The sequence below is a fragment of the Pseudomonas sp. WS 5532 genome (assembly GCF_012985445.1).
Classification (GTDB): Bacteria; Pseudomonadota; Gammaproteobacteria; order Pseudomonadales; family Pseudomonadaceae; genus Aquipseudomonas; species Aquipseudomonas edaphica.
Genome location: NZ_JAAQWK010000012.1, coordinates 155,151 through 176,179 on the forward strand (window position 1 = coordinate 155,151; position 21,029 = coordinate 176,179).

17 protein-coding genes are annotated in these 21,029 nt (G+C 61.6%); 4 read left to right on the forward strand and 13 right to left on the reverse strand.

Features of this window, described 5'->3' with window-relative positions:
- Positions 1 to 11: 11 nt before the first annotated feature.
- Positions 12 to 1,172 carry an AAA family ATPase gene (locus tag HBO23_RS20765; RefSeq protein WP_017135745.1) on the reverse strand — a complete coding sequence of 387 codons (1,161 nt, stop codon included), beginning with the start codon at positions 1,170 to 1,172 and terminating at the stop codon, positions 12 to 14.
- Between the two features lie 120 nt (positions 1,173 to 1,292).
- On the opposite strand from HBO23_RS20765, the gene HBO23_RS20770 reads away from it, so the two are divergent.
- The 4 genes from HBO23_RS20770 (at position 1,293) to HBO23_RS20785 (ending at position 8,791) form a co-directional block, all read left to right on the forward strand.
- Complete coding sequence (locus HBO23_RS20770; protein ID WP_170039472.1) at positions 1,293 to 2,375, forward strand: efflux RND transporter periplasmic adaptor subunit; 1,083 nt, start codon at positions 1,293 to 1,295, stop codon at positions 2,373 to 2,375.
- Positions 2,372 to 3,442 (forward strand): efflux RND transporter periplasmic adaptor subunit, encoded by a 1,071-nt coding sequence (locus tag HBO23_RS20775; protein ID WP_170039475.1) that lies wholly within the window; start codon positions 2,372 to 2,374, stop codon positions 3,440 to 3,442. Before HBO23_RS20770 ends, HBO23_RS20775 begins: the two co-directional genes overlap by 4 nt.
- The gene (locus HBO23_RS20780) at positions 3,439 to 6,492 is read left to right on the forward strand and encodes an efflux RND transporter permease subunit (RefSeq protein ID WP_017135742.1); all 3,054 of its coding nucleotides are present in this window, start codon (positions 3,439 to 3,441) and stop codon (positions 6,490 to 6,492) included. Before HBO23_RS20775 ends, HBO23_RS20780 begins: the two co-directional genes overlap by 4 nt.
- A 115-nt stretch (positions 6,493 to 6,607) precedes the next feature.
- Positions 6,608 to 8,791, forward strand: a complete 2,184-nt coding sequence (locus HBO23_RS20785) for a glycoside hydrolase (RefSeq protein ID WP_170039478.1) — start codon at positions 6,608 to 6,610, stop codon at positions 8,789 to 8,791.
- A 112-nt stretch (positions 8,792 to 8,903) separates the two neighbouring features.
- Here HBO23_RS20785 and HBO23_RS20790 read toward each other — a convergent pair whose 3' ends face one another.
- From HBO23_RS20790 to HBO23_RS20845, 12 genes are all read right to left on the reverse strand, one after another.
- Positions 8,904 to 9,530: a class I SAM-dependent methyltransferase gene (locus tag HBO23_RS20790; protein ID WP_170039480.1), complete on the reverse strand. Its 627-nt coding sequence runs from the start codon at positions 9,528 to 9,530 to the stop codon at positions 8,904 to 8,906.
- A gap of 50 nt (positions 9,531 to 9,580) precedes the next feature.
- Positions 9,581 to 10,225 (reverse strand): methionine ABC transporter permease, encoded by a 645-nt coding sequence (locus HBO23_RS20795; protein ID WP_170039483.1) that lies wholly within the window; start codon positions 10,223 to 10,225, stop codon positions 9,581 to 9,583.
- Positions 10,215 to 11,327 (reverse strand): ATP-binding cassette domain-containing protein, encoded by a 1,113-nt coding sequence (locus HBO23_RS20800; RefSeq protein ID WP_170039488.1) that lies wholly within the window; start codon positions 11,325 to 11,327, stop codon positions 10,215 to 10,217. Before HBO23_RS20800 ends, HBO23_RS20795 begins: the two co-directional genes overlap by 11 nt.
- Positions 11,324 to 12,139 (reverse strand): MetQ/NlpA family ABC transporter substrate-binding protein, encoded by an 816-nt coding sequence (locus tag HBO23_RS20805; protein ID WP_170039493.1) that lies wholly within the window; start codon positions 12,137 to 12,139, stop codon positions 11,324 to 11,326. The genes HBO23_RS20800 and HBO23_RS20805 overlap by 4 nt, the downstream gene beginning before the upstream one ends.
- A gap of 160 nt (positions 12,140 to 12,299) precedes the next feature.
- Positions 12,300 to 13,652 (reverse strand): LLM class flavin-dependent oxidoreductase, encoded by a 1,353-nt coding sequence (locus tag HBO23_RS20810; RefSeq protein ID WP_170039496.1) that lies wholly within the window; start codon positions 13,650 to 13,652, stop codon positions 12,300 to 12,302.
- Positions 13,653 to 14,846 (reverse strand): SfnB family sulfur acquisition oxidoreductase, encoded by a 1,194-nt coding sequence (locus HBO23_RS20815; protein WP_170039512.1) that lies wholly within the window; start codon positions 14,844 to 14,846, stop codon positions 13,653 to 13,655.
- A gap of 24 nt (positions 14,847 to 14,870) precedes the next feature.
- Entirely contained in the window at positions 14,871 to 16,112 is a 1,242-nt protein-coding gene (locus HBO23_RS20820) for an SfnB family sulfur acquisition oxidoreductase (RefSeq protein WP_170039515.1), read from the reverse strand.
- Positions 16,113 to 16,299: 187 nt separating this feature from the next.
- Positions 16,300 to 17,085, reverse strand: coding sequence for a hypothetical protein (locus HBO23_RS20825; protein ID WP_170039518.1), 786 nt, complete (start codon positions 17,083 to 17,085; stop codon positions 16,300 to 16,302).
- Positions 17,086 to 17,460: 375 nt separating this feature from the next.
- A complete protein-coding gene (tcyN, locus tag HBO23_RS20830) occupies positions 17,461 to 18,207 on the reverse strand; it encodes an L-cystine ABC transporter ATP-binding protein TcyN (RefSeq protein WP_170039521.1) in 747 nt (248 codons plus the stop codon).
- A gap of 2 nt (positions 18,208 to 18,209) precedes the next feature.
- A complete protein-coding gene (gene tcyL / locus HBO23_RS20835) occupies positions 18,210 to 18,875 on the reverse strand; it encodes a cystine ABC transporter permease (RefSeq protein WP_017135731.1) in 666 nt (221 codons plus the stop codon).
- Complete coding sequence (gene tcyJ, locus HBO23_RS20840; RefSeq protein ID WP_170039524.1) at positions 18,875 to 19,669, reverse strand: cystine ABC transporter substrate-binding protein; 795 nt, start codon at positions 19,667 to 19,669, stop codon at positions 18,875 to 18,877. The genes tcyL and tcyJ overlap by 1 nt, the downstream gene beginning before the upstream one ends.
- Before the next feature lie 280 nt (positions 19,670 to 19,949).
- The gene (locus HBO23_RS20845) at positions 19,950 to 20,945 is read right to left on the reverse strand and encodes a D-cysteine desulfhydrase (RefSeq protein ID WP_017135729.1); all 996 of its coding nucleotides are present in this window, start codon (positions 20,943 to 20,945) and stop codon (positions 19,950 to 19,952) included.
- Positions 20,946 to 21,029 lie beyond the last annotated feature (84 nt).

Here is a 21,029-nt window from a genome sequence, read left to right on the forward strand (position 1 = left end):
CCAGTCATCTCTTATTCCGGCCAATGCCAGGCCGGTGCATCCAGAATTCCCTGGCCGACAATCTGGGTCTGCCCCAGCACCTTCTCCAGCACGATCGAATTGCATTCTTCATCTTGCTGCAACGCCGCGATCAAGCGGCTGGCATGCGACACCACCCACACCTGGCACTGCTTCGAGGCCTGGATAATCAAACGTGCCAACGCCGGTAATAAATCCGGGTGCAGGCTGGTTTCCGGTTCGTTCAGTACCATCATGGTCGGCGGCCGTGGTGTCAGCAGTGCCGCGATCAGCAGCAGGTAGCGCAAGGTGCCGTCTGACAATTCCGCTGCCGACAATGGCCGCAGCAAACCTTCCTGATAAAACTCAATTGCAAAACGCCCACCTTGCAACGGCTCGATATTCAGCCGTGCGCCGGGGAAGGCATCACTGACTGCGCGCTGCAACGCCTCGGGGTCGCCGATTTCGCGGATGGTCTGCAATGCCGCAGCCAAGTCGCGCCCATCGTGATGCAGTACCGGTGTGCGCGTGCCCAGTTGCGGCTGGCGCACGGGGGCATCCACATCACTGCGAAAATGATCATAAAAGCGCCAGCCACGAATGCTTTCGCGCAGCAGCAACACTTCCGGCGAGCCGCGCAGGCTGCCGACCTGATCGAACAGGCTGTGGTAGTTGGGTGTGTGCTGGGCCAATACGTCCCAGGCGCGGCCATCGCGTGCGCGCACCATCGGCCCGGACCGCTGCACCAGCAGGCTGGCCGGGCGGTAGATGTGACCGGCCCAGATGCATTCTTTCTTTACCTCCGGGTCCAGTTGGAACGCGGACAGGGTCTTTTCCGGCAACCCAAGGGAGATTGCGTAGCTGAAGTCCTCAGCGGCAAACCCCAGGCGCAGGCGTTTGACGCCCTGGCGCACGGTCGGCTCAACCGCCACCTCGCCATTGCGCATGCGTCGGCTGACGTTCTCAGGCCCGGCCCAGAAGGTCGAATCCAGCCCACCCTCACGCGCCAGTGCATTGATCACTCCGCCCTGGGCCGTCTCCGCCAGCAAGCGCAGGGCACGGTACAGGTTGGACTTGCCGCTGCCATTGGGGCCGGTGACCAGGTTCAACCGGTCCAGCGGCACCACCAATTTATTGATCGAGCGGTAGTTGGCCACCGCGAGGGTTTTGAGCATGTGTATTTAGCCGGCGTGGGAACCCTTGGAGTATGGGATGCTCAATGCAGATAAGGAACCCTGATCTAAGCTCACAGTCGCATACTCACTGTCACATCGCGTCACGCAAAAGGAGCCTGCATGGGCGGTCGTATTTACACCTGTATTTTCGGATTTGGCCTGCTGACGCTGCTGAGCGGTTGCGGCCAGGAAAAGTCCGAACCCAAGGAACATTCGCGGGTGTTTGTGCAGGCCGTGCAACCCGCGGATTTTGCCGCCGCCGTGACCCTGACCGGCGATATCCAGGCCCGCGTGCAAACCGATTTGTCCTTTCGCGTGGGCGGCAAGATTATCCAGCGCATGGTCGACGTGGGCGACCGCGTGACCGCCAAGCAAGTGCTGGCCAAACTTGACCCCAAAGACTTGCAGACCAACGTCGATTCCGCCCAGGCCCAGGTCGTGGCCGAGCAGGCGCGGGTCAAGCAAACCGCCGCCGCCTTCGTACGCCAGGAAAAGCTCCTGCCCAAGGGCTACACCAGCCGCAGCGAATACGACGCTGCCCAAGCCGCGCTGCGTAGCAGCCAAAGCGCTCTGGCTGCCGCCCAAGCCCAATTGGCCAATGCCCGCGAACAACTCGGCTATACCGCGCTGGTCGCCGATGCACCTGGCGTGATCACTGCACGCCAGGCCGAAGTCGGCCAGGTGGTGCAGGCCACCGTGCCGATTTTCAGCCTGGCCACCGATGGCGAGCGCGATGCGGTGTTCAATGTCTATGAATCCTTGCTGGTGGAGCCGCCGCCCGATGCGCCGATCACCGTGAGCCTGCTGGATAACCCGAGCATCAATGCCGTGGGTAAAGTGCGCGAAGTCACGCCCGCCGTGGCGGCCAATACCGGCACCGTGCAAGTGAAAATCGCCCTGCAATCGCTGCCTAAAGGCATGCAACTGGGCTCAGTGGTCAGTGCCACGGCCAATGGCCCGGCCAAGGCCAGTGTGGAGTTGCCGTGGTCGGCGCTGACCAAAGACCTCAACGAACCCGCCGTGTGGCTGATTGACGGCGACGGCAAGGCGCAACTGCACAAAGTCACGGTAGCGCGCTATCTGACCGGCAAAGTGATCATTGGCGACGGCCTTAAAGGCGGCGAAAAAGTCGTGGTGGCCGGTGGGCAATTGCTGCACCCGGGCATGATCGTCGAGATCGCCCAGCAAGGAGTCCAGCCATGAAGCGCCTGACGGCATTGCTTGCCGCCAGCCTGTTGCTGGTCGCTTGTTCCAAAGAGGAAACGCCGCCCGAGCCCGTGCGCCCGGTGCTGTCCATGCAAGTGAAGTCCGAAGATCAGGAAAACCTCGGCCGCTTCGCCGGCACCATCCAGGCCCGCTACGAAAGCAACCTGGGTTTCCGCGTGCCTGGCCGTATCGCCCGCCGCGCCGTGGATGTCGGCGCCGAAGTGGAGAAGGGCGCCTTGCTCGCGGTGCTCGACCCCACCGACCAGCAAAACCAGTTGCGCGCCGCCCAAGGCGACCTGGCCCGCGTGCAGGCGCAGTTCATCAATGCCCAGGCCAACGCCCGGCGCCAGCAGGAACTGTTCAATCGCGGCGTCGGTGCCCAGGCCCAGCTGGATGTGGCGCAGACCGACTTGAAAACCACCCAGGCGACCCTTGATCAAGCCAAAGCCTCGGTCAACCAGGCTAAAGACCAACTCAACTACGCCGAACTGCGCACCGACCACGCCGGGATCGTCACCGCCTGGAATGCCGAGGCCGGACAAGTGGTCAGCGCCGGCCAGCAAGTGGTGACCCTGGCGCGCCCGGACATCAAGGAAGCGGTGATCGACCTGCCCGCCGGGCTTGCCGAGCGCCTGCCACCGGACGTGGTATTCCTGGTCGCCGGGCAGCTCGACCCCAGCGTCAACACCACCGCCATTGTGCGCGAGATCGAACCCCTGGCCCAAAGCGCCACGCGCACCCGCCGCGCGCGCCTGACCCTGGCCGAGACGCCACCTGCGTTCCGCCTCGGCACCGCCATCAGCGTGACCCTGAGCACGGCCATTGCACCGCGTATCGAAGTACCGCTGACCGCCTTGCAGGAAGCCGACGGCAAAACCCGTATCTGGTTGCTCGACACCCAGAGCCAGACCGTGCTGCCGCGTGACGTCACGGTGATCAGCCGTGATGCCAACAGCGCCTTGCTCAACGGCGGCGTCAAACCCGGCGAACGCATCGTCACCGCTGGCGTGAACAGCCTGAAACCCGGGCAAAAAGTCAAAATCGACGAGGACAGCCCGCGATGAAAGGGAGCTTCAACTTATCCGACTGGGCCCTTAAGCATCAGTCCTTCGTCTGGTACTTGATGTTCGTCGCGCTGCTGATGGGCGTGTTCTCCTACATGAACCTGGGCCGCGAGGAAGACCCGTCGTTCACCATCAAGACCATGGTGATCCAGACCCGCTGGCCGGGCGCGACCCAGGAAGAAACCCTCAAGCAGGTCACCGACCGCATCGAGAAAAAACTCGAAGAACTCGACTCCCTTGACTACGTGAAGAGCTACACGCGGCCGGGTGAATCCACGGTATTCGTCTTCCTCAAGGACACCACCAGCGCCAAGGCCATCCCGGAGATCTGGTACCAGGTGCGCAAGAAGATCGACGATATTCGCGGCACCTTCCCCCAGGGTTTGCAGGGGCCGTCGTTCAACGATGAGTTCGGTGATGTGTTCGGCTCGGTCTACGCCTTTACCGGCGACGGCCTGTCGATGCGCCAACTGCGTGACTATGTGGAGCAGGTGCGTGCCGAAATTCGTTCGGTGCCGGGGCTGGGCAAGGTCGAGATGATCGGCCAGCAGGACGAAGTGATTTACCTGAACTTCTCCACGCGCAAACTCGCCGCGTTGGGCATTGATCAACGCCAAGTGGTGCAAAGCCTGCAATCACAGAACGCCGTGACGCCTGCCGGGGTGATCGAGGCCGGGCCGGAACGGATTTCGGTGCGCACGTCCGGGCAATTCGCCTCGGAGAAAGACCTGGCCAACGTCAACCTGCGGCTCAATGACCGTTTCTACCGGTTGGCGGACATTGCCGATATCAGCCGTGGCTACGTCGACCCGGCGCGGCCGATGTTTCGTTTCAACGGCAAACAGGCGATTGGCTTGGCCATCGCCATGCAGAAGGGCGGCAATATCCAATCCTTCGGCAAGGCGCTGCACACGCGCATGGACGAACTGACCGCCGACCTGCCAGTGGGCGTCGGCGTGCATAAGGTTTCCGACCAGGCCGAAGTGGTGGAAGAAGCCGTCGGCGGCTTTACCAGCGCCTTGTTTGAAGCGGTGATCATCGTGTTGGTGGTGAGCTTTATCAGCCTTGGCATGCGTGCCGGCCTGGTGGTGGCGTGCTCGATTCCACTGGTGCTGGCGCTGGTGTTCGTGTTCATGGAATACAGCGGCATCACCATGCAGCGGGTGTCGCTGGGCGCGTTGATCATCGCCCTCGGCCTGTTGGTGGACGACGCGATGATCACCGTCGAGATGATGATCACGCGCCTGGAAAAAGGCGAAACCAAGGAGCAGGCGGCGACCTACGCCTACACCTCGACGGCTTTCCCGATGCTCACCGGTACGCTGGTGACCGTCGCCGGCTTTGTGCCGATTGGCCTCAACGCCAGTTCGGCGGGTGAGTACACCTTCACCCTGTTTGCGGTGATTGCCGTGGCCATGCTGGTGTCATGGGTGGTGGCGGTGCTGTTCGCGCCGGTGATCGGCGTGCATATCCTCAGCGCCAAGGTAAAACCGCATGACGCTGAGCCGGGGCGCATCGGCCGCGCCTTCAATGGCGGCATGCTCTGGGCCATGCGCAACCGCTGGTGGGCCATCGGCATCACCGTGGGCCTGTTTGTAGCCTCGGTGTTTTCGATGCAATTTGTGCAGAACCAGTTCTTCCCGTCCTCGGACCGCCCGGAAATCCTGGTCGACCTCAACCTGCCGCAAAACGCCTCGATCAATGAGACGCGCAAGGCCGTCGACCGCCTTGAAGCAATCATCAAGGACGACCCGGACATTGCGCGCTGGAGCACTTACATTGGCCAGGGTGCGATTCGTTTCTACCTGCCCCTGGACCAGCAACTGGAAAACCCTTACTACGCGCAGCTGGTCATCGTGAGCAAAGGCCTGGAAGAGCGCGGTGCGTTAATTGCACGCCTGCAAAAGCGCCTGCGCGATGATTTTGTCGGCATCGGCAGTTATGTGCAGCCGCTGGAAATGGGCCCGCCGGTGGGGCGGCCGATCCAGTATCGGGTGTCGGGCAAAGACATTGATCAGGTGCGCAAACACGCCATCGAACTGGCGACCTTGCTGGATAAAAACAGCCACCTGGGCGAGATCATCTACGACTGGAACGAGCCCGGCAAAGTGCTGCGCGTGGACATTGCCCAGGACAAGGCGCGCCAACTCGGGCTGTCGTCGGAAGACGTGGCGCAGTTGATGAACAGCGTGGTCAGCGGCGCTTCGGTGACCCAGGTACACGACGATATCTACCTGATCAACGTGGTTGGCCGCGCCGAAGATGCCGAGCGCGGTACGCCGGAAACCTTGCAGAACCTGCAGATCGTCACACCCAACGGCACCTCGATTCCGCTGCTGGCCTTCGCCACCGTGCGTTATGAGCTGGAGCAGCCGCTGGTATGGCGTCGCGACCGCAAGCCGACGATCACCATCAAGGCCTCGGTGCGCGATGAGATGCAGCCCACGGACCTGGTCAAACAGTTGGCGCCGACCATCGAGAAATTCAGCGCCGGGCTGCCGGTGGGTTACAAGGTGGCCACCGGCGGCACCGTCGAAGAAAGCGGCAAGGCCCAAGGCCCGATTGCCAAGGTGGTGCCGCTGATGCTGTTCCTGATGGCGACGTTCCTGATGATCCAGCTGCACAGCGTGCAGAAGATGTTCCTGGTGGCCAGTGTCGCGCCACTGGGCCTTATTGGCGTGGTGCTGGCGCTGATCCCCACCGGCACGCCCATGGGCTTTGTGGCGATCCTCGGCATTCTGGCGCTGATCGGCATCATCATCCGTAACTCGGTGATTCTGGTGACGCAGATCCACGAATATGAAGTGGCCGGCTACACACCATGGGACGCGGTGGTGGAAGCCACCGAGCACCGGCGCCGACCGATCCTGCTCACCGCAGCGGCGGCCAGCCTGGGCATGATCCCGATTGCGCGGGAAGTGTTCTGGGGGCCGATGGCCTACGCGATGATTGGCGGGATCATCATTGCGACCTTGCTGACGCTGCTGTTTTTGCCGGCGTTGTATGTGGCTTGGTACAAGATTCGCGAGCCGAAAAAAGAACAGGCCTGACCATCGGAGCCTTCTTGAATGGATGTGGGAAGGTTCTTTGAAACACTTTTCGAACACTTGCTGAGGCTTATGTGCATTACCCTCCGGGCCTGATCTTGTCTGGAAGGCCCGTGCCATGCGTCATTTTTTGCTGGTTGTCAGCCTGTTGTTATCTCCACTGGCATTAGCCGGTACCGTGTTGGAAAACGCCCTGTGGCGTGTCGAACTCGACCCCGCCACGCTCGCGCTGCGCGTTACGCCCGCAGGCGAGACCTCGGTGCAGGCGTCCAGCGGTGTGGCTGCCCATGCTGTCAGTGATATGCAAGCGGGTGCCGAGCAGGCTGCCTGGCAGTGGGACAACGGCGCTTATCGCCTGACGGCCCGCCTTGAGCAGCGCGACCTGTCCCTGACCCTCAGCGCCCGCGAGCCGGGTGAACTGCCGCTGCTGCGCCAACCCGCTGCGGCCATGGGTAAGGGGTTGATCTGGCCCTTGGCCGAAGGGCATTACGTACCGGCCGGTAACGCCGTGTGGAAAGCGTTTTTGCTGGAGCAGGGCGAACTCAATACTACCCAGGACCTCAGCCTGCCGTTATGGGGCATGGATCACGGCCGCTTCACGTTGAGCTGGTTGCTGACCAACCCCTACAACAACCACTTGCAATGGCAGGCCGACGGCAAGGGCCTGGCACTTTCGGTGGCTCACGAATTTACCCGTCTTGACCCCACGACGCCGATGACCTTGCGCTTGCACCTCGGTGACGCCGACCCATTGGCCGGTGCCAAGCGCTATCGCCAATGGCTGGTAGAGCAGGGCCGCTACGAGCCGCTGGCGGACAAGCTGCAACAAACCCCCGAGGCCAAAAAACTGCTGGGCGCCAGCCATGTCTACCTGTGGGGCAACAGCCTGCTGGCCCCCGCTGATGTGCGTGATTGGCCGCTGCTGGTCAAACGCTTGCGCGGCCATGCACTCAAGGGGTTGATGGACAAAGAGGCGACTCAGGTTCTGGCGCAGGCCAAGGCTTTGAACCGTTATGAGCAAGGCGTTTTGTTGCGGGGCCTGAATGCGGCGATCAATCAGCAAGCGCGGCAGGCTTGGCAAGTCGAAGACCCGGACATGACCCGACTCGCCGCCCGCTATGGTGAACTGCGTAGCGAGCTGGCCAAGGACTTTGCCGGGGCCTTGACCGGCACCCCCGAGACCTGGGGCAGCCAGACGATTCAATCCCTGCGCGACGCCGGGCTGCCGCGCCTGTTGCTGACCCTGGGCGAAGGCTGGGAAGGTGGCCTGTGGCATCCCGAAGCAATTCGCGCCGGTGTCGCAGCCGGTTACCTGGTGGCGCCCTACGACTCCTATGAAACCGCCTTGTCCGCCAGCGAAAACCCGGACTGGACCACCGCGCACCTGGGCGCCAAGGCCTACCGTGACTGCGCGATTGTGCTCAAGGACGGCAAGCTGAAAACCGGCTTCCAGCAATCGGGCCACTACATCGACCCGCGCTGTATACGGCCTTTGCTGGAAGCACGGGTGAAGGCGGTGCAGGCCAAGGCCGGTTTTAACGCCTGGTTCCTGGATGCCTACGCCACCGGCATGGTGTTCGACAGCTACCGTGACAGTGCGCCCATGACTCAGGCGCAGAACGCCGAAGGCAATATCGACGCCTCCCGTTGGATCAACACGGTACTCAAGCTGCCGGCGGGTTCCGAAGATGGCAATGCCAGCACCGCCCAAGGCACTCTGTTCGCCCACGGCATGCAGACGCCGGTGATCGGCTGGGGCGATCGACAGATGACCCAGGACAAGCAATCGCCCTATTACGTCGGCAACTGGTACCCGCCGGAGCAGCCGGCAGTGTTCTTCAAGCCTGTGCCGTTAAAAGAGCCGTTTCGCACGCTGTACTTCGACCCGACCATGCGCCTGCCGCTGTATCAGGCGGTGTTCCACGGCTCGGTGATTACCACCCACCATTGGCTGTTCGACAGCCTGAAGCTGAGCAATGTGCGGGCCGAGAACGAGCTGACCCAGTTGCTCTACAACGTGCCGCCGCTGTATCACCTCACGGATGCGACGCTTAAGCAGCGGCTGCCGATGATTCAGCATCAGGATCGGTTTTTCAGGCCGTTGCATCAGCGTTTGGCGGCTCAGGCGATGACCGATTTTCGTTGGCTGACGGCGGACAAACAGGTGCAGCAGACTACCTTTGCCGATGGCACAAGGTTGGTGGCGAATTTTTCTGTGCAGGAGCAAGAGGGGTATGTGGGGCGCAGTGTGACGGCGTTGGTGGTGGGTGAAAAACCGGTGGTGTATCAGGTGGATCCGTAGCGCCGGTTAAATCGCTATCGCAGGCAAGCCAGCTCCCACATTTTGATGTGTGAATACCTTCGAATGTGGGAGCTGGCTTGCCTGCGATAGCGTCAGATCAAACAACAAATCTCTAGGCCTTGCGCCACACACTCGCCAACCAAGGCTGCTGCTCGCGCGGCAACCCGGCCGGTCGGTAGTAATGCTCCAACTCCACAAACCCTGCCGCCGTCAGCAAACCCCGCCACGCCTCCAGGTCGTGATAAGACCCGTACCGAGGCCCGTTCCAGCCTTCCTGATTCTCACCCCGAGGGTTGGAACTGAACAACACACCACCCGGCTTCAGCGCCCCATGCAGCTGCTTGAGCACCCGAGGCAGTTCCTGTTTGGGAATATGAAACAGCACCGCATTGGCAAATACCCCATCAAAGCGCGCGGCGGGTAAAGCCAGCTTCAGGAAGTCCTGCTGCAACACTTCACAACCACTGTCTTCACGCGCCATCTGCGCGAAGCGCTCAGAGCCATCCAGCCCGACGGCGATATGCCCCATGCGCGTAAACGTCTGCAAATCCCGCCCAGGGCCGCAGCCGAAATCCAGCACGGTGAACGGGGGCGTGCCCTGGATATGCCGCAGCAGGGCGTCGATGTTCTGGCTCACATCGTGATCGCGGGTGCCTTCGCGGAAGTCTTCGGCGACTTTGTTGTAGTGGCCGAGGGTGGTGGTGGTGATCTGGTTGAGGTCGTCGGGCTTTAGGGTCATGACGGGTAATACCGGGCGCTGAGATTGCCCGACTATACCTCACCTCTCCCTCACCTCTTATTAAGCACCCGCGCCAACCGATCCCCACCCAACTGAATCACCGCCACCAACGCCACCAGCAGCACAATTACCGTGAGCATGATCTGCGAATCAAAGCGCTGATAACCATAGCGGTAGGCAATATCTCCGAGGCCACCCGCCCCAATCGCCCCGGCCATGGCCGACGAGTTGATCATCGTCACCAGGGTAATCGTAAACCCGCCGACAATCCCCGGCAGCGCCTCGGGAAGCAGCACATGCCAGATAATGTGCCAGCGCCGGCAGCCCATGGCCTGTGCGGCCTCGATCAAACCATGATCGACCTCGCGTAAGCTCACCTCGGCGATCCGTGCAAAGAACGGCGTGGCGGCGATGGTCAGTGGTACAACGGCGGCCCACACGCCATAGGTGGTGCCGACGATCAGCCGGGTGAACGGGATCAGCGCCACCATCAGGATCAAAAACGGAATGGAGCGGAACAAATTGACGAACGCCCCCAGCACGCGGTTCAGCGCCGGTGCCTGATAGATGCCGCCCTTGTCGCTGGTGACGAGGAACACCGCCAGCGGAATACCTGCCAGCAACGCGATCAGTGATGACACGCCAACCATCAACAAGGTGTCGATGGCGCCCTGCAATAAACGATCAAACCACATAGCCCAGCACCTCTACCTGTTGCGCCCAATTCCCCGCGCGGCTGCGCAACTCTTCGGCGTTGTGGGGCGAGCCATTTACCGCCAACAGCAATTGCCCCAGGGCATGCCCCTGAATCCGTTCCACACCGCCTTGCAATAAGCGCACGCGCCCGCCGAGGGCGCTGAACAGTGCGGCCAGGTCGGGTTCGTCCGCGGCGCTGCCGGTGAACTGCAACCGCAACACCACCGCCGCCGTCGACGCAGGTTCAGCCTGCAAGCGACTTTGCAGGTCTTCCGGCAACCCGTGTTGCAACGGTGCCAGCAGGGTTTGGCTGACCTCGTGCTGCGGGTTGCCGAACACTTGCCACACCGGGCCTTGCTCGACGATGCGCCCGTGTTCCAATACCACCACGCGGTCGCAGATATCGCGAATCACCGCCATCTCGTGGGTGATCAACACGATGGTCAGGCCCAGGCGCTGGTTGATCTCGCGCAACAGGCCGAGGATCGATTGGGTAGTTTCCGGGTCGAGGGCCGAAGTGGCTTCGTCGCACAGCAAAATCTGCGGGTCATGCACCAGCGAGCGGGCGATGCCCACGCGCTGCTTCTGCCCGCCGGAGAGTTGCGCCGGATAGGCTTTGTGCTTGTCTTTGAGGCCGACCAACTCCAGCAACTCGCGCACTTTTTGCTCACGCTGCAGCTTGGGCACACCGGCGACTTTCAGCGGCAGTTCGACGTTCTGCCACACGGTCTTGGCCGACATCAGGTTGAAGTGCTGGAAGATCATGCCGATGCGCCGCCGCAGCGCCACCAGGCGGTCTTCGTCGAACTCACCGATGTCCACCTGATCAATCAATACGCGCCCGCTGCTGGGTTGCTCCAGGCGGTTGATGGTGCGGATCAGCGACGACTTGCCGGCGCCGCTGCGGCCGATGATGCCGAACACTTCACCGTGCTGGATCGCCAGATCAATGCCTTGCAGGGCATGCACGGCGCCGTCATAGGTTTTGCCCAGGTTGATAAAACGCACATGGGCGCGGTTCAGGTCCGGGTGCAGCTCTGTCTGCTCGGCGTCCCGGGGCGGCGTGCCCAGGTCGCGCAGTTGGGCGTTGGCGGCGGTCATTTTTTATCTTCCCAGCCGACCTGGTAGAGCTTGCCGAGGGATTTATCCAGCGCCGCACGTACCACTGGTGAGTGCTGGTAAATGTCGACGAACTTGATCACGCGCGGGTCGGTTTTGCTCTTGGGCTGGATCACAAACTGAATCACGTATTCCGGGTGGTCGAGGCCGTCGAACAGCAGCGCCGACTCGGCATCGAAGGTCTTGGACAGGCGGATATACGCCGGGTAGCCCTGCACCAGATCGGCGTCGTCATAGGCGCGCACCAGTTGCACGGCCTCGACTTGCAGGATCTTGAGCTTTTTCGGGTTGGCGATGATGTCTTCTTCGGTGGCCTTGTAGCCCACGCCCGGCTTGAGGCTGATCAGCCCGGCCTTGGCCAGCAATTGCAGGCCGCGACCGCTGTTGATCGGGTCGTTGGCAATCGCCACGCTGGCGCCTTGGGGCAGGTCGTTGATGGTTGTGTACTTCTTGGAATACAGCCCGACGTTGTTGATGATGCCGGGCGCGTAGGGCACCAGGTCAAAACCGGCGGCAGCCTTGGCGTTTTCCAGGAACGGAATGTGCTGGAAGTAGTTCACGTCGATATCGCCGGCGGCCAGGCTGACGTTGGGCGCGATCCAGTCGGTGAACTCCACCAGCTCGACCTTCAGGCCTTGCTTGTCGGCTTCGGCCACGGCGGCTTCGAGGGGCATCGCGAAGGCGGCGGTGGTACCGATTTTCAGCGGTGCGTCAGCGGCAAATACGGCCGAGCTGAACAAGCCGAAGGCCAGGGCCAGTGCTTTGACTGGGTGGGAGAGCCGTGTTTTTTTCATAATCGATTTCCAGTCATAAGGTAATGGATAAGAACAATGCGGTTCTAAATGTGGGAGCTGGCTTGCCTGCGATGGCGGTGGGTCAGCAAAAAAAATGTGGCTGACAGACCGCTATCGCAGCGGTGCGACGGTTCGACAAGCCAGCTCCCACAGTTTTGGTTCAGTGTCGGTAAGTGGAACCGGTGTGTTGCTCGGGTAGGCGAGCGCCGGCGTGGAAGACCTTTTCGCGCAGTGTTCCCTGCTCATAGGCCGTCTTGTACGACCCACGCTTCTGCAACTCCGGCACCACCAGGTCGATAAAGTCGACATAGCTTTCCGGCGTCACAATCCGCGTCAAATTGAAGCCGTCCAGGCCGGTCTCGCTGATCCAGGATTCCAGCTCATCAGCCACTTGCTCGGGCGAGCCAACCAAAGTGATGTAGCGCCCACCCAAGGCGTGCTGTTCGAGCAATTTGCGCCGGGTCCAGTCGTTGTTCTGCAGGTTCTTGGTGGCCGACTGAATCGCGTTGCTCTTCACGTACTGGATCGGTTCGTCGATCTCGTATTGAGAAAAATCAATCGCCGTGGACGCCGAAAAATGCGCCACGCCGGCTTCCGGGCTGGCGTAGCTCAAGTACTCGGCGTGCTTGGCCCAGGCCAGCGCTTCGGTGGCGCCAACGATCACGTTAAGCCCCATGAATACCTTGATGTCCTCCGGGTTGCGCCCGGCCTCGACGGCACTGGCGCGCACCTTGTCCACCTGGGTTTTGGTCGCGGCCTTGTTCTGGCCGCTGATGAACACGCACTCGGCATGTTGCCCGGCGAACAGCAGGCCACGGTCCGAACTGCCGGCCTGGAACAATACCGGCGTGCGCTGCGGCGACGGTTCGCACAGGTGATAACCCTCGACCTGATAGAACTCGCCGTGATGCTCGACCTTGTGCACCTTGCCCGGCTGCGCGTAGACCCGCTGCTTGGGGTCGTTGAGCACCGCGTCGTCTTCCCAGCTGCCTTCCCAGAGTTTGTACAGCACCTGCAGGTACTCATCGGCTTGGTCATAGCGGCGGTCATGCTCAACCTGCTCGGTCAGGCCCATGGCCTTGGCGGCGCTGTCGAGGTAGCCGGTGACGATGTTCCAGCCGACCCGGCCACGGCTCAGGTGATCGAGCGTGGACATGCGTCGGGCGAACAGGTACGGCGGCTCGTAGGTGAGGTTGGCGGTGAGGCCGAAACCGAGGTTTTTGGTCACGGCGGCCATGGCCGAGACCAACAGCAGCGGGTCATTGACCGGCAGTTGGATCGACTCTTTGAGCGGCACGTCGATAGCGTTCTGGTACACGTCGTACACGCCGACGATATCCGCGATGAACAAACCGTCGAACAGCCCGCGCTCCAGGGTTTGCGCCAGTTCCGTCCAGTATTCGACGGTTTTGTATTGCGTGGAGGTATCCCGTGGGTGGGTCCACAGGCCGTGGTTGATATGCCCGATGCAGTTCATGTTGAAGGCATTGAGCAGGATTTTTTTCTTGGCCATTCAGATGGTCCCCCGCAGTGGTGGGTTTTCATCGTTGAGGTAGTAATTGCCCACCGCGTGGTATTTCCAGCGCACCGGGTCGTGCAGGGTGTGCACGCGGGCGTTGCGCCAGTGGCGGTCGAGGCCATGTTCGGCCAGGGTCGCCTGGCTGCCGGCCAGTTCGAACAAGGTGCTGCCGGCAGCCAGGGAGATTTCCGTACTCAAGGCGCGCGCTTCAGCGACAGCAATAGAGGTTGCTGCGACGGTCTGGGCATTGCTATCGGCCTGGGCGCGGTCGAGGTATTCGCCCGCGCGCTCCAGCAAGGCCTCGGTGGCGTGCAGGCGGATGCTCAAGTGGCCGAAGCTCTTGAGTGTCAGCGGGTCTTCGCTGGCCTTTTCGTTGCCGGCGTCGATCCATGGGCGGGTTTTGGTGCGCACAAAGTGCAGCGCATCCTCAAAGGCGGCACGGGCGATGCCGGTGTCGATGGCGGCGTGAAGGATCTGCGCCAGCGGGCCGACGGTGGTCGGGCGCTCGAAGGCGCTCTGGAACGGGATCACGTCCTGGGCGGCCACCCACACGTTGTCGAACACCACTGAACCGCTGCCAGTGGTGCGCTGGCCGAAACCACTCCAGTCGTCGATCACGCTCAAGCCCTCGCTGTCGCGGGGCACAAACGCCAGTTGCTGCACGCCGTGTTCATCCACCACCGAGGTGGGGATGCGCTGGGCGTAGATCGCACCGGTGGAGTAGAACTTGCGGCCTGTGATGCGAAAACCATCGCCATCGCGGGTGATGGAGGTAACACGGTCGTGGGCGGTCTTGGTGCCGAGTTCCGCCAAGGCATTGCCGAAACGTTTCCCGGCGAGTACTTCGGCGTACAGGCGTTGTTGTTGGGCCGGGCTGCCGTTTACGCGCAGGACTTCCAGCGCATAAAAGTGGTTTTGCGGGATCTGGCCCAGGGAGGCATCGGCCTGGGCAATCAGGGCGATGACCTTGGCCAGGGTGACGTTGGAAACGCCAGCGCCGCCATACTCCTTGGGTACGCTGATGCCCCACAGGCCGGAGCGCGAAAACACGTCCAGTTCAGGCAAGGGCAGGCGGCGTTCGCGGTCGCGCTGGGCGCTGTCACGGCGGAAGTCTTCGGCCAGGTCGCTGGCGACAACAAGGGCGTGTTCGTCGCTGGTGATGACCGCGACGTTAGGGGAAAAAGTCATGGGTTTCTCCAGATGTCTGGTCGGTCAGATCCAGGAATGTCGAGCAGGCAAAGTGCCGTTCAGCCGATACGCGCCGATGGCGTGATACTTCCAGCGCACCGGGTCGTGCAGGGTGTGCACGCGGGCGTTGCGCCAGTGGCGGTCGAGGTTGAATTCGGCGAGGGTGGCGCGGCTGCCGGCCAGTTCGAAGAGCTTTTCGCTGACCAGCAACGACACTTCGGTGGTCAGCACCTTGGCCTCGGCCACGGCAATCGAGGCGCGGGCGGCCGAGTGCGCGGTGATCGGCGCGGCGCTGACCTCGTCCAGCACCTTGCCGGCCTTGCGCAGCAGGGCTTCGGCGGCGTGCAGTTCGATTTTCAGTTTGCCGATATCGGCGATCACGTACAGGTCATCGCTGGCGCGTTCGACCTTGGCGTCGATCCACGGGCGCGAACGTTCGCGCACGAAGGCGATGGTGTCATCCAGCGCCCCACGGGCGATGCCGGCATCGATGGCGGCCTGGATCAGTTGCGAAACGGCGCCCTGGATATTCGGGCTTTCGCCGAGGCGCCAGTTGTCGACGACCAACTCTGCGTCCACCGGCACCTGGTCGAGCAATACCGTGCCGCTGGCGGTGGTGCGTTGGCCAAAGCCCGACCAATCGTCAACGATGCGTAGCCCCGGCGTGCCACGGCGCACAAACGCCATGACTTGCTTGCCGTCATCGTTGAGTGCTTTTACTGCGACCCAATGGGCGAACAAGGCGCCGGTGGAGTAGAACTTCTGGCCGCTGATCACATAGCCGTCATCCTTGGCCGTGAGGCGCGCCTTGAGTTCCAGGGTGTTTTTGGTGCCGCGCTCGGGGCCGCCATTGCCGATGCGCCAACCGTCGAGCACGCTCTGGAACAGCTGCTTTTTCTGGCGCTCGGTGGCGGTGCTGTGCAGCAGGTGCAGAATGCCGAAATGGTTCTGCGGGATTTGCCCGAGGGCCGGGTCCGCTGCGCTGATGATCGCGAACACTTCGGCCAGGGTCACGAATGACACTTGGGGGCCGCCGTATTCACGGGGAATGGAAATACTGCCCAGCCCGCTGCGGGTGAACTGCTCAAGCTGCGCCCAAGGCAGTTTGCGCTGCTGGTCGCGTTTGGCTGCTTGCAGGCGCGCGGCCTGAGCCAGCTCATGGGCCGCGCTCAACGCCTGGGCGTCGTTGCGCAGCACCGTGGCCGGCAACAGCAGTGGGGCTACGTCCAGATCACTCTGGGGGGGTGTTAGAGCCAAGTTAGACATCAGCGCCGCTCCTTGGCTGCACGTAATGCCCTGGCGTTATGCACCGGGGTAATTCTGACCATACCGACCTCGCATTCAATGAAATAAAAACAGAAAAATCAGAGAAGTCCGGTGGTCCGGTGCATATACCCTAAGCGTGTTAAATTTATAAATAAACTAACTTATAGGAATATGCATAGAAGGGCTGTTACCCAGGTTCGCAGGGTGACCCGGGCTGGCGCGGTTGATAGGTCGTCGCGGCCCTGGCGGAGCGGGCTGGCGGCTGTGGCGCGCAGGTGGCGATGTTCAAGGTGCGTACCGGTGCCCAGCGCGAATTATTGCCGACCCGATCGAGAATGCAGTACGTCACGTCCAGGCGGCTGTCGTCGCCCGCTTCGATAATCATTGTGGACGGCACCCACACCTGCACCGGCAGGCCGACGCCTTTGGCCTGGATTCTTGGCAGGTCCAGGCGCACGTCGCCCCAGCGCAAGGTGATTGAATCGCCCGTGGCCATGTTCAGGTAGGGCTGGATGGTCAGCGGAATGCCGCGCCGCACCTGGCTGCCGTTGACACCGTAGCGGCGGATAGTTTCGGGCAGGCACACCGGGGCGAGGTTCTGGTTTTCATCGTCCAGCAGTGCAGAAGGGTGGCCACCGGGATAGCAGGTCTTCACAGGCACCTGAGTGAGGTCTGAACGTGCCGGGCCGTGGCCGACTTGCATGACCTGGTAGTGAACCCGTGCGGTGCCATCCTGAATAAAACTTTCGGGTACACGCAGGCGGGTCAGCGTGCCGACCTTGCACGCGGTAATCCGACGTGAGTCGGCAAAGCAGTTGTTCCAGAACAGTTCGATCAGGTCGCCCTCGTCCATGCCAGGGTAAGGCGCGATATCCACCTGCAATTGGGTGGCGGCGAGGGCATTGATGCCGTGTCGATTCGCCTGGGGCAGGGTCGGGGCGGTGAGCGTGGCCTGGGGTGCGGTGCGCGTCATAAGTAATCTCCTTGATGCAGCCAGCAGCAATCGTTCCGGCGCCCGTGGCGCGATTGCGCGCAGGGTGCCGAAAGGAACGATTCAGTGAGTAGCCGGGATAGGATCCAATCCTCTGAGCGCTAGATAAGAGGGTTGACCAGCGGGCGTCAATGGCGGCAAAAGGCTAAACGGCGAGTTGGAGCAGATTCAGAAAAGGCTGACGCGGCTGGGGATTTTAAGGCGCGGTTGGAGGGGCCTTTTACCCATAGTTGCGAGGGTTTTGCGTAGGACTGTGGCGAGGGAGCTTGCTCCCGCTGGAGTGCGAAGCGCTCCCAGGATTTTGGGGCCGCTGCGCAGCCCAGCGGGAGCAAGCTCCCTCGCCACGCTGCAAGCCAGTCAGTGGGCCAAAAACTTGCTCAAAAACTGCTTGGTCCGTTCTTCCTTGGGGTTGGCGAACAGTGCCTTGGCTTCGCCTTGCTCCACGATCACGCCTTTGTCGAAGAAGATCACCCGGTTGGCAACATCGCGGGCGAAGCTCATTTCGTGGGTGACGATGACCATGGTGCGGTTTTCTTCGGCCAGGCTGCGGATGGTCGCCAGCACTTCGCCGACCAGCTCCGGGTCGAGCGCCGAGGTGGGCTCGTCAAACAGAATCACCTCCGGTTCCATGGCCAAGGCACGGGCAATCGCCACGCGCTGTTGCTGGCCGCCGGACAAACGCCGTGGGTAGGCGTCTTCCTTGCCGGCCAGGCCGACCCTGGCCAAGAGCTTGCGACCGAGCGCGGTCGCCGCCTCGCGCGGCATCTTCTTGACCACGATCGGGCCTTCGATGACGTTTTCCAGCGCGGTGCGGTGCGGGAACAGGTTGAAATTCTGGAACACAAAACCCACATGCTGGCGCAAGCGCCGCACCAGGCCTTGCTGCTGGCTGAGCGGTTTGCTGCTGTCGATCTCGATATCACCGACCTTGATGCGACCGCTGGTGGGTTCTTCGAGGAAGTTCAGGCAGCGCAGCAATGTGGTCTTGCCGGAACCGCTGGGGCCAATGATGGCGACCACTTCGCCTTCCTTGACCTCCAGGTCGATGCCGTTGAGTACCACCTGACCTTTGAATTGTTTGGTCAGTTTTTCAACCACGATCATGCTCAGGACTCCAGGTCATGCCGGTTGACCCGGTCTTCCAGGCGATTTTGAAAGTGCGCCAGGATGCTTGCCAGGATCCAGTAGATCAGGGCGGCGGACAGGTACATGGTGAAGATTTCGAAAGTACGCGCCGACACCAGCTGTGCCTGGCGGAACAACTCCGGCACCTGGATTGTGGCGGCCAGTGCCGTGTCCTTGACCAGCGAAATAAAGCTGTTGCCCAGCGGCGGCAAGGCCGTGCGCATGGCCTGCGGCAGAATGGCCCGGCGCAGGGTCTGCGCGCGTGTCATGCCGATGCTGGCGGCAGCTTCCCATTGGCCGCGCTCGATGGAGCTGATCGCGGCGCGCAGGATTTCACAGGCGTAAGCGGCCATGTTCAGCGAAAAGCCGATCATGGCCGCCGGAATCGGATCCAGCTCGATGCCCACTTGCGGCAAGCCGTAGTAGATCAAGAACAGCTGCACCAGCAAGGGCGTGCCGCGAAAGAACGACACGTAGACTCGGGCGGTCCAGCTTAGAAGCTTGAAGCGCGACAAACGCATCAAGGCCAGGCCGAAGCCCAGCAGCAAGCCGAAAAACATCCCGCCGAGGCTAAGAATCACCGTGTAGTACGCGCCCTTGAGCAGAAAGGGCGCGGAGTCCAGCGCGAGTTGGAAACCTGCTTCCATTATTTAGTGACGTCAGCGTTGAAGTACTTCTCGGACAGCTTCTTCAAGGTGCCATCGGCGCGCAGCTTGTCGAGGGCCTTGTTCACTGCGTCGAGCAGCTCTGGCTCACCTTTGCGCAGGGCAATACCGGCTTCCTGACGGGAGAAGGCATCACCGGCAGCGGCGGTGTCCGGGGCTTTCTTGGCGTATTCCAGGGCGGCCAAGCGGTCGATCAGGATGGCGTCGATACGGCCAATGCGCAGGTCCTGGAACTTGGTTGGGTCATCGTTGTAAGTCTTGATGATGGCTTTGGGTTGGTTGTCCTTGAGCCATTGCTCATAGTTGGTGCCCAGGCCCACACCGACTTTCTTGCCGGCCAGGTCGTCGGCGGTCTTGATGCTGTCGGCGTTTTTCTTCAGCACCAGCGCCTGGATACCGGACACGGTGTAAGGCTTGGAGAAGTCATACTTCTTTTTGCGCTCCTCGGAGATGGTCACTTGGTTGACCACTGCATCCAGGCGCTTGGATTCCAGGGCGGCGAGGATGCCGTCCCATGGCGTGGCCTGCAGCTTGACCTTGACGCCCAGCTCTTTGGCCAGCGCTTCGGACAGCTCGACTTCAAAGCCGCTGAGCTTGCCGCTTTCATCGACAAAGCTGAACGGCGGGTAGGTGCCTTCCAGGCCGATCTTGATCTCGCCCGCTTTCTTGATGGTGCTCAGCTGCTCGCCGGCAATCGCCTGGCCCATCAGACCAGCCCCGAGTGCCAAGCCCAAAGTGCCAACCAGCAACGTGCGACGCAATACAGAAATAGTCATGAACAGCCCCTGTGTTTTTTATGTTGAGCGAAGCAGGTGACGCAGTAGTCGTATCCTGCCTTAAAGCGCGGTGCGCGTCTTCGCCTTCGGCGCGACTATAAAGCGAGTTTTTAAGACTTGAAAATAATATAAAATTAATTTGATATTTCTTTTTGGAATATTAGGTTGATCTAATGTGGGAGCCGGCTTGCCTGCGATAACGGTGTATCAGCCAACACATTTGTAGCTGACGAACCGCTATCGCAGGCAAGCCAGCTCCCACATTTTGATCGGTGTTTATTCAGTTAAGCACCGAGTCATACGCAAACAGCGCCGGCGCCCCACCGGTGTGCAGGAAAATGATCGGGCCGTCCTCAAACCGCTGACGCCCGATGCCATCGAGCAAACCGGCCATGGCCTTGCCGGTGTAGACCGGGTCCAGCAGCAAGCCTTCCTGGCTGGCTAATAGCTTGACCGCCGCCAGGGTGCCGGCGTTCGGTTCGCCGTAGCGCGGGCCGAAATATTCGTCCCACAGGATCACTTTGAAGGCTTCGGGAATGTCCACGCCCAGCAACTCGGCGGTGCGTTCGGCCAGGCCCTGTACTTTCGGGAACTGGGCTTCTTCGGTGCGCGACACGGTAATGCCCACCACCGGCAGGTCCGGCAGCACTTCACTCAACGCCAAGGCGAGGCCGCTATGGGTGCCCGCGCTGCCCGAGGCCAGCACCACGGCGGCGAACTCGATGCCGCTTTCTTCGATCTGCCCGGCCAGCTCCAGCCCGGCGCGCACGTAACCCAAGGCACCCAAGGCATTGGAGCCGCCAATAGGGACGAGGTAGGGCTTCTTGCCGTTGCTGCGCAGGCGGTCGGCGAGGGCGTTGAGTTGGTCGTCGACGTTATCGAGGTTCTCGACCAATTCGACTTTGGCGTCGAACAACTCCAGCAGCAGGCGGTTGCCGTTGCCGAGGTAGTTGGGGTCTTCGGTGCCGGTGGGGTTTTCCAGCAGCGCCACGCAGCCCAGGCCAAGCTTGGCGGCCAGCGCGGCGGTCTGGCGCACATGGTTGGATTGGATGGCGCCGGCGGTCACCAGGGTGTCGGCGCCCTGGGCGATGGCATCGGCGGCCAGGTATTCAAGCTTGCGCAGCTTGTTGCCGCCCATGGCCAGCGGCGTGGTGTCGTCGCGCTTGACGTAAATGTCCCTGCCCAGCCAGGCCGACAGCCGCTCGAGTTTTTCCAGGGCGGTGGCGCCGCCCAGCAGTTCCAGGCGGTTAAAACGGTCGAGCTGTTGTTTGATCATGGCGACATACAGTGGCTAAGTGATGGGGCGACTATAGGCAGGCACTTTTCAACCGGCAACCGCCAATCGCTTATGCCGGATAGT

What these genes read in the sequence shown, in the direction of transcription:
- HBO23_RS20790 (WP_170039480.1), bottom strand. Translation starts at nt 9,530, where the DNA reads ATGACCCTAAAGCCCGACGACCTCAACCAGATCACCACCACCACCCTC.
- HBO23_RS20770 (WP_170039472.1), top strand. Translation starts at nt 1,293, where the DNA reads ATGGGCGGTCGTATTTACACCTGTATTTTCGGATTTGGCCTGCTGACG.
- tcyJ (WP_170039524.1), bottom strand. Translation starts at nt 19,669, where the DNA reads ATGACTATTTCTGTATTGCGTCGCACGTTGCTGGTTGGCACTTTGGGC.
- HBO23_RS20785 (WP_170039478.1), top strand. Translation starts at nt 6,608, where the DNA reads ATGCGTCATTTTTTGCTGGTTGTCAGCCTGTTGTTATCTCCACTGGCA.
- HBO23_RS20815 (WP_170039512.1), bottom strand. Translation starts at nt 14,846, where the DNA reads ATGACTTTTTCCCCTAACGTCGCGGTCATCACCAGCGACGAACACGCC.
- tcyL (WP_017135731.1), bottom strand. Translation starts at nt 18,875, where the DNA reads ATGGAAGCAGGTTTCCAACTCGCGCTGGACTCCGCGCCCTTTCTGCTC.
- HBO23_RS20765 (WP_017135745.1), bottom strand. Translation starts at nt 1,172, where the DNA reads ATGCTCAAAACCCTCGCGGTGGCCAACTACCGCTCGATCAATAAATTG.
- HBO23_RS20800 (WP_170039488.1), bottom strand. Translation starts at nt 11,327, where the DNA reads ATGACCGCCGCCAACGCCCAACTGCGCGACCTGGGCACGCCGCCCCGG.
- HBO23_RS20825 (WP_170039518.1), bottom strand. Translation starts at nt 17,085, where the DNA reads ATGACGCGCACCGCACCCCAGGCCACGCTCACCGCCCCGACCCTGCCC.
- HBO23_RS20810 (WP_170039496.1), bottom strand. Translation starts at nt 13,652, where the DNA reads ATGGCCAAGAAAAAAATCCTGCTCAATGCCTTCAACATGAACTGCATC.
- HBO23_RS20820 (WP_170039515.1), bottom strand. Translation starts at nt 16,112, where the DNA reads ATGTCTAACTTGGCTCTAACACCCCCCCAGAGTGATCTGGACGTAGCC.
- tcyN (WP_170039521.1), bottom strand. Translation starts at nt 18,207, where the DNA reads ATGATCGTGGTTGAAAAACTGACCAAACAATTCAAAGGTCAGGTGGTA.
- HBO23_RS20845 (WP_017135729.1), bottom strand. Translation starts at nt 20,945, where the DNA reads ATGATCAAACAACAGCTCGACCGTTTTAACCGCCTGGAACTGCTGGGC.
- HBO23_RS20795 (WP_170039483.1), bottom strand. Translation starts at nt 10,225, where the DNA reads ATGTGGTTTGATCGTTTATTGCAGGGCGCCATCGACACCTTGTTGATG.
- HBO23_RS20805 (WP_170039493.1), bottom strand. Translation starts at nt 12,139, where the DNA reads ATGAAAAAAACACGGCTCTCCCACCCAGTCAAAGCACTGGCCCTGGCC.
- HBO23_RS20775 (WP_170039475.1), top strand. Translation starts at nt 2,372, where the DNA reads ATGAAGCGCCTGACGGCATTGCTTGCCGCCAGCCTGTTGCTGGTCGCT.
- HBO23_RS20780 (WP_017135742.1), top strand. Translation starts at nt 3,439, where the DNA reads ATGAAAGGGAGCTTCAACTTATCCGACTGGGCCCTTAAGCATCAGTCC.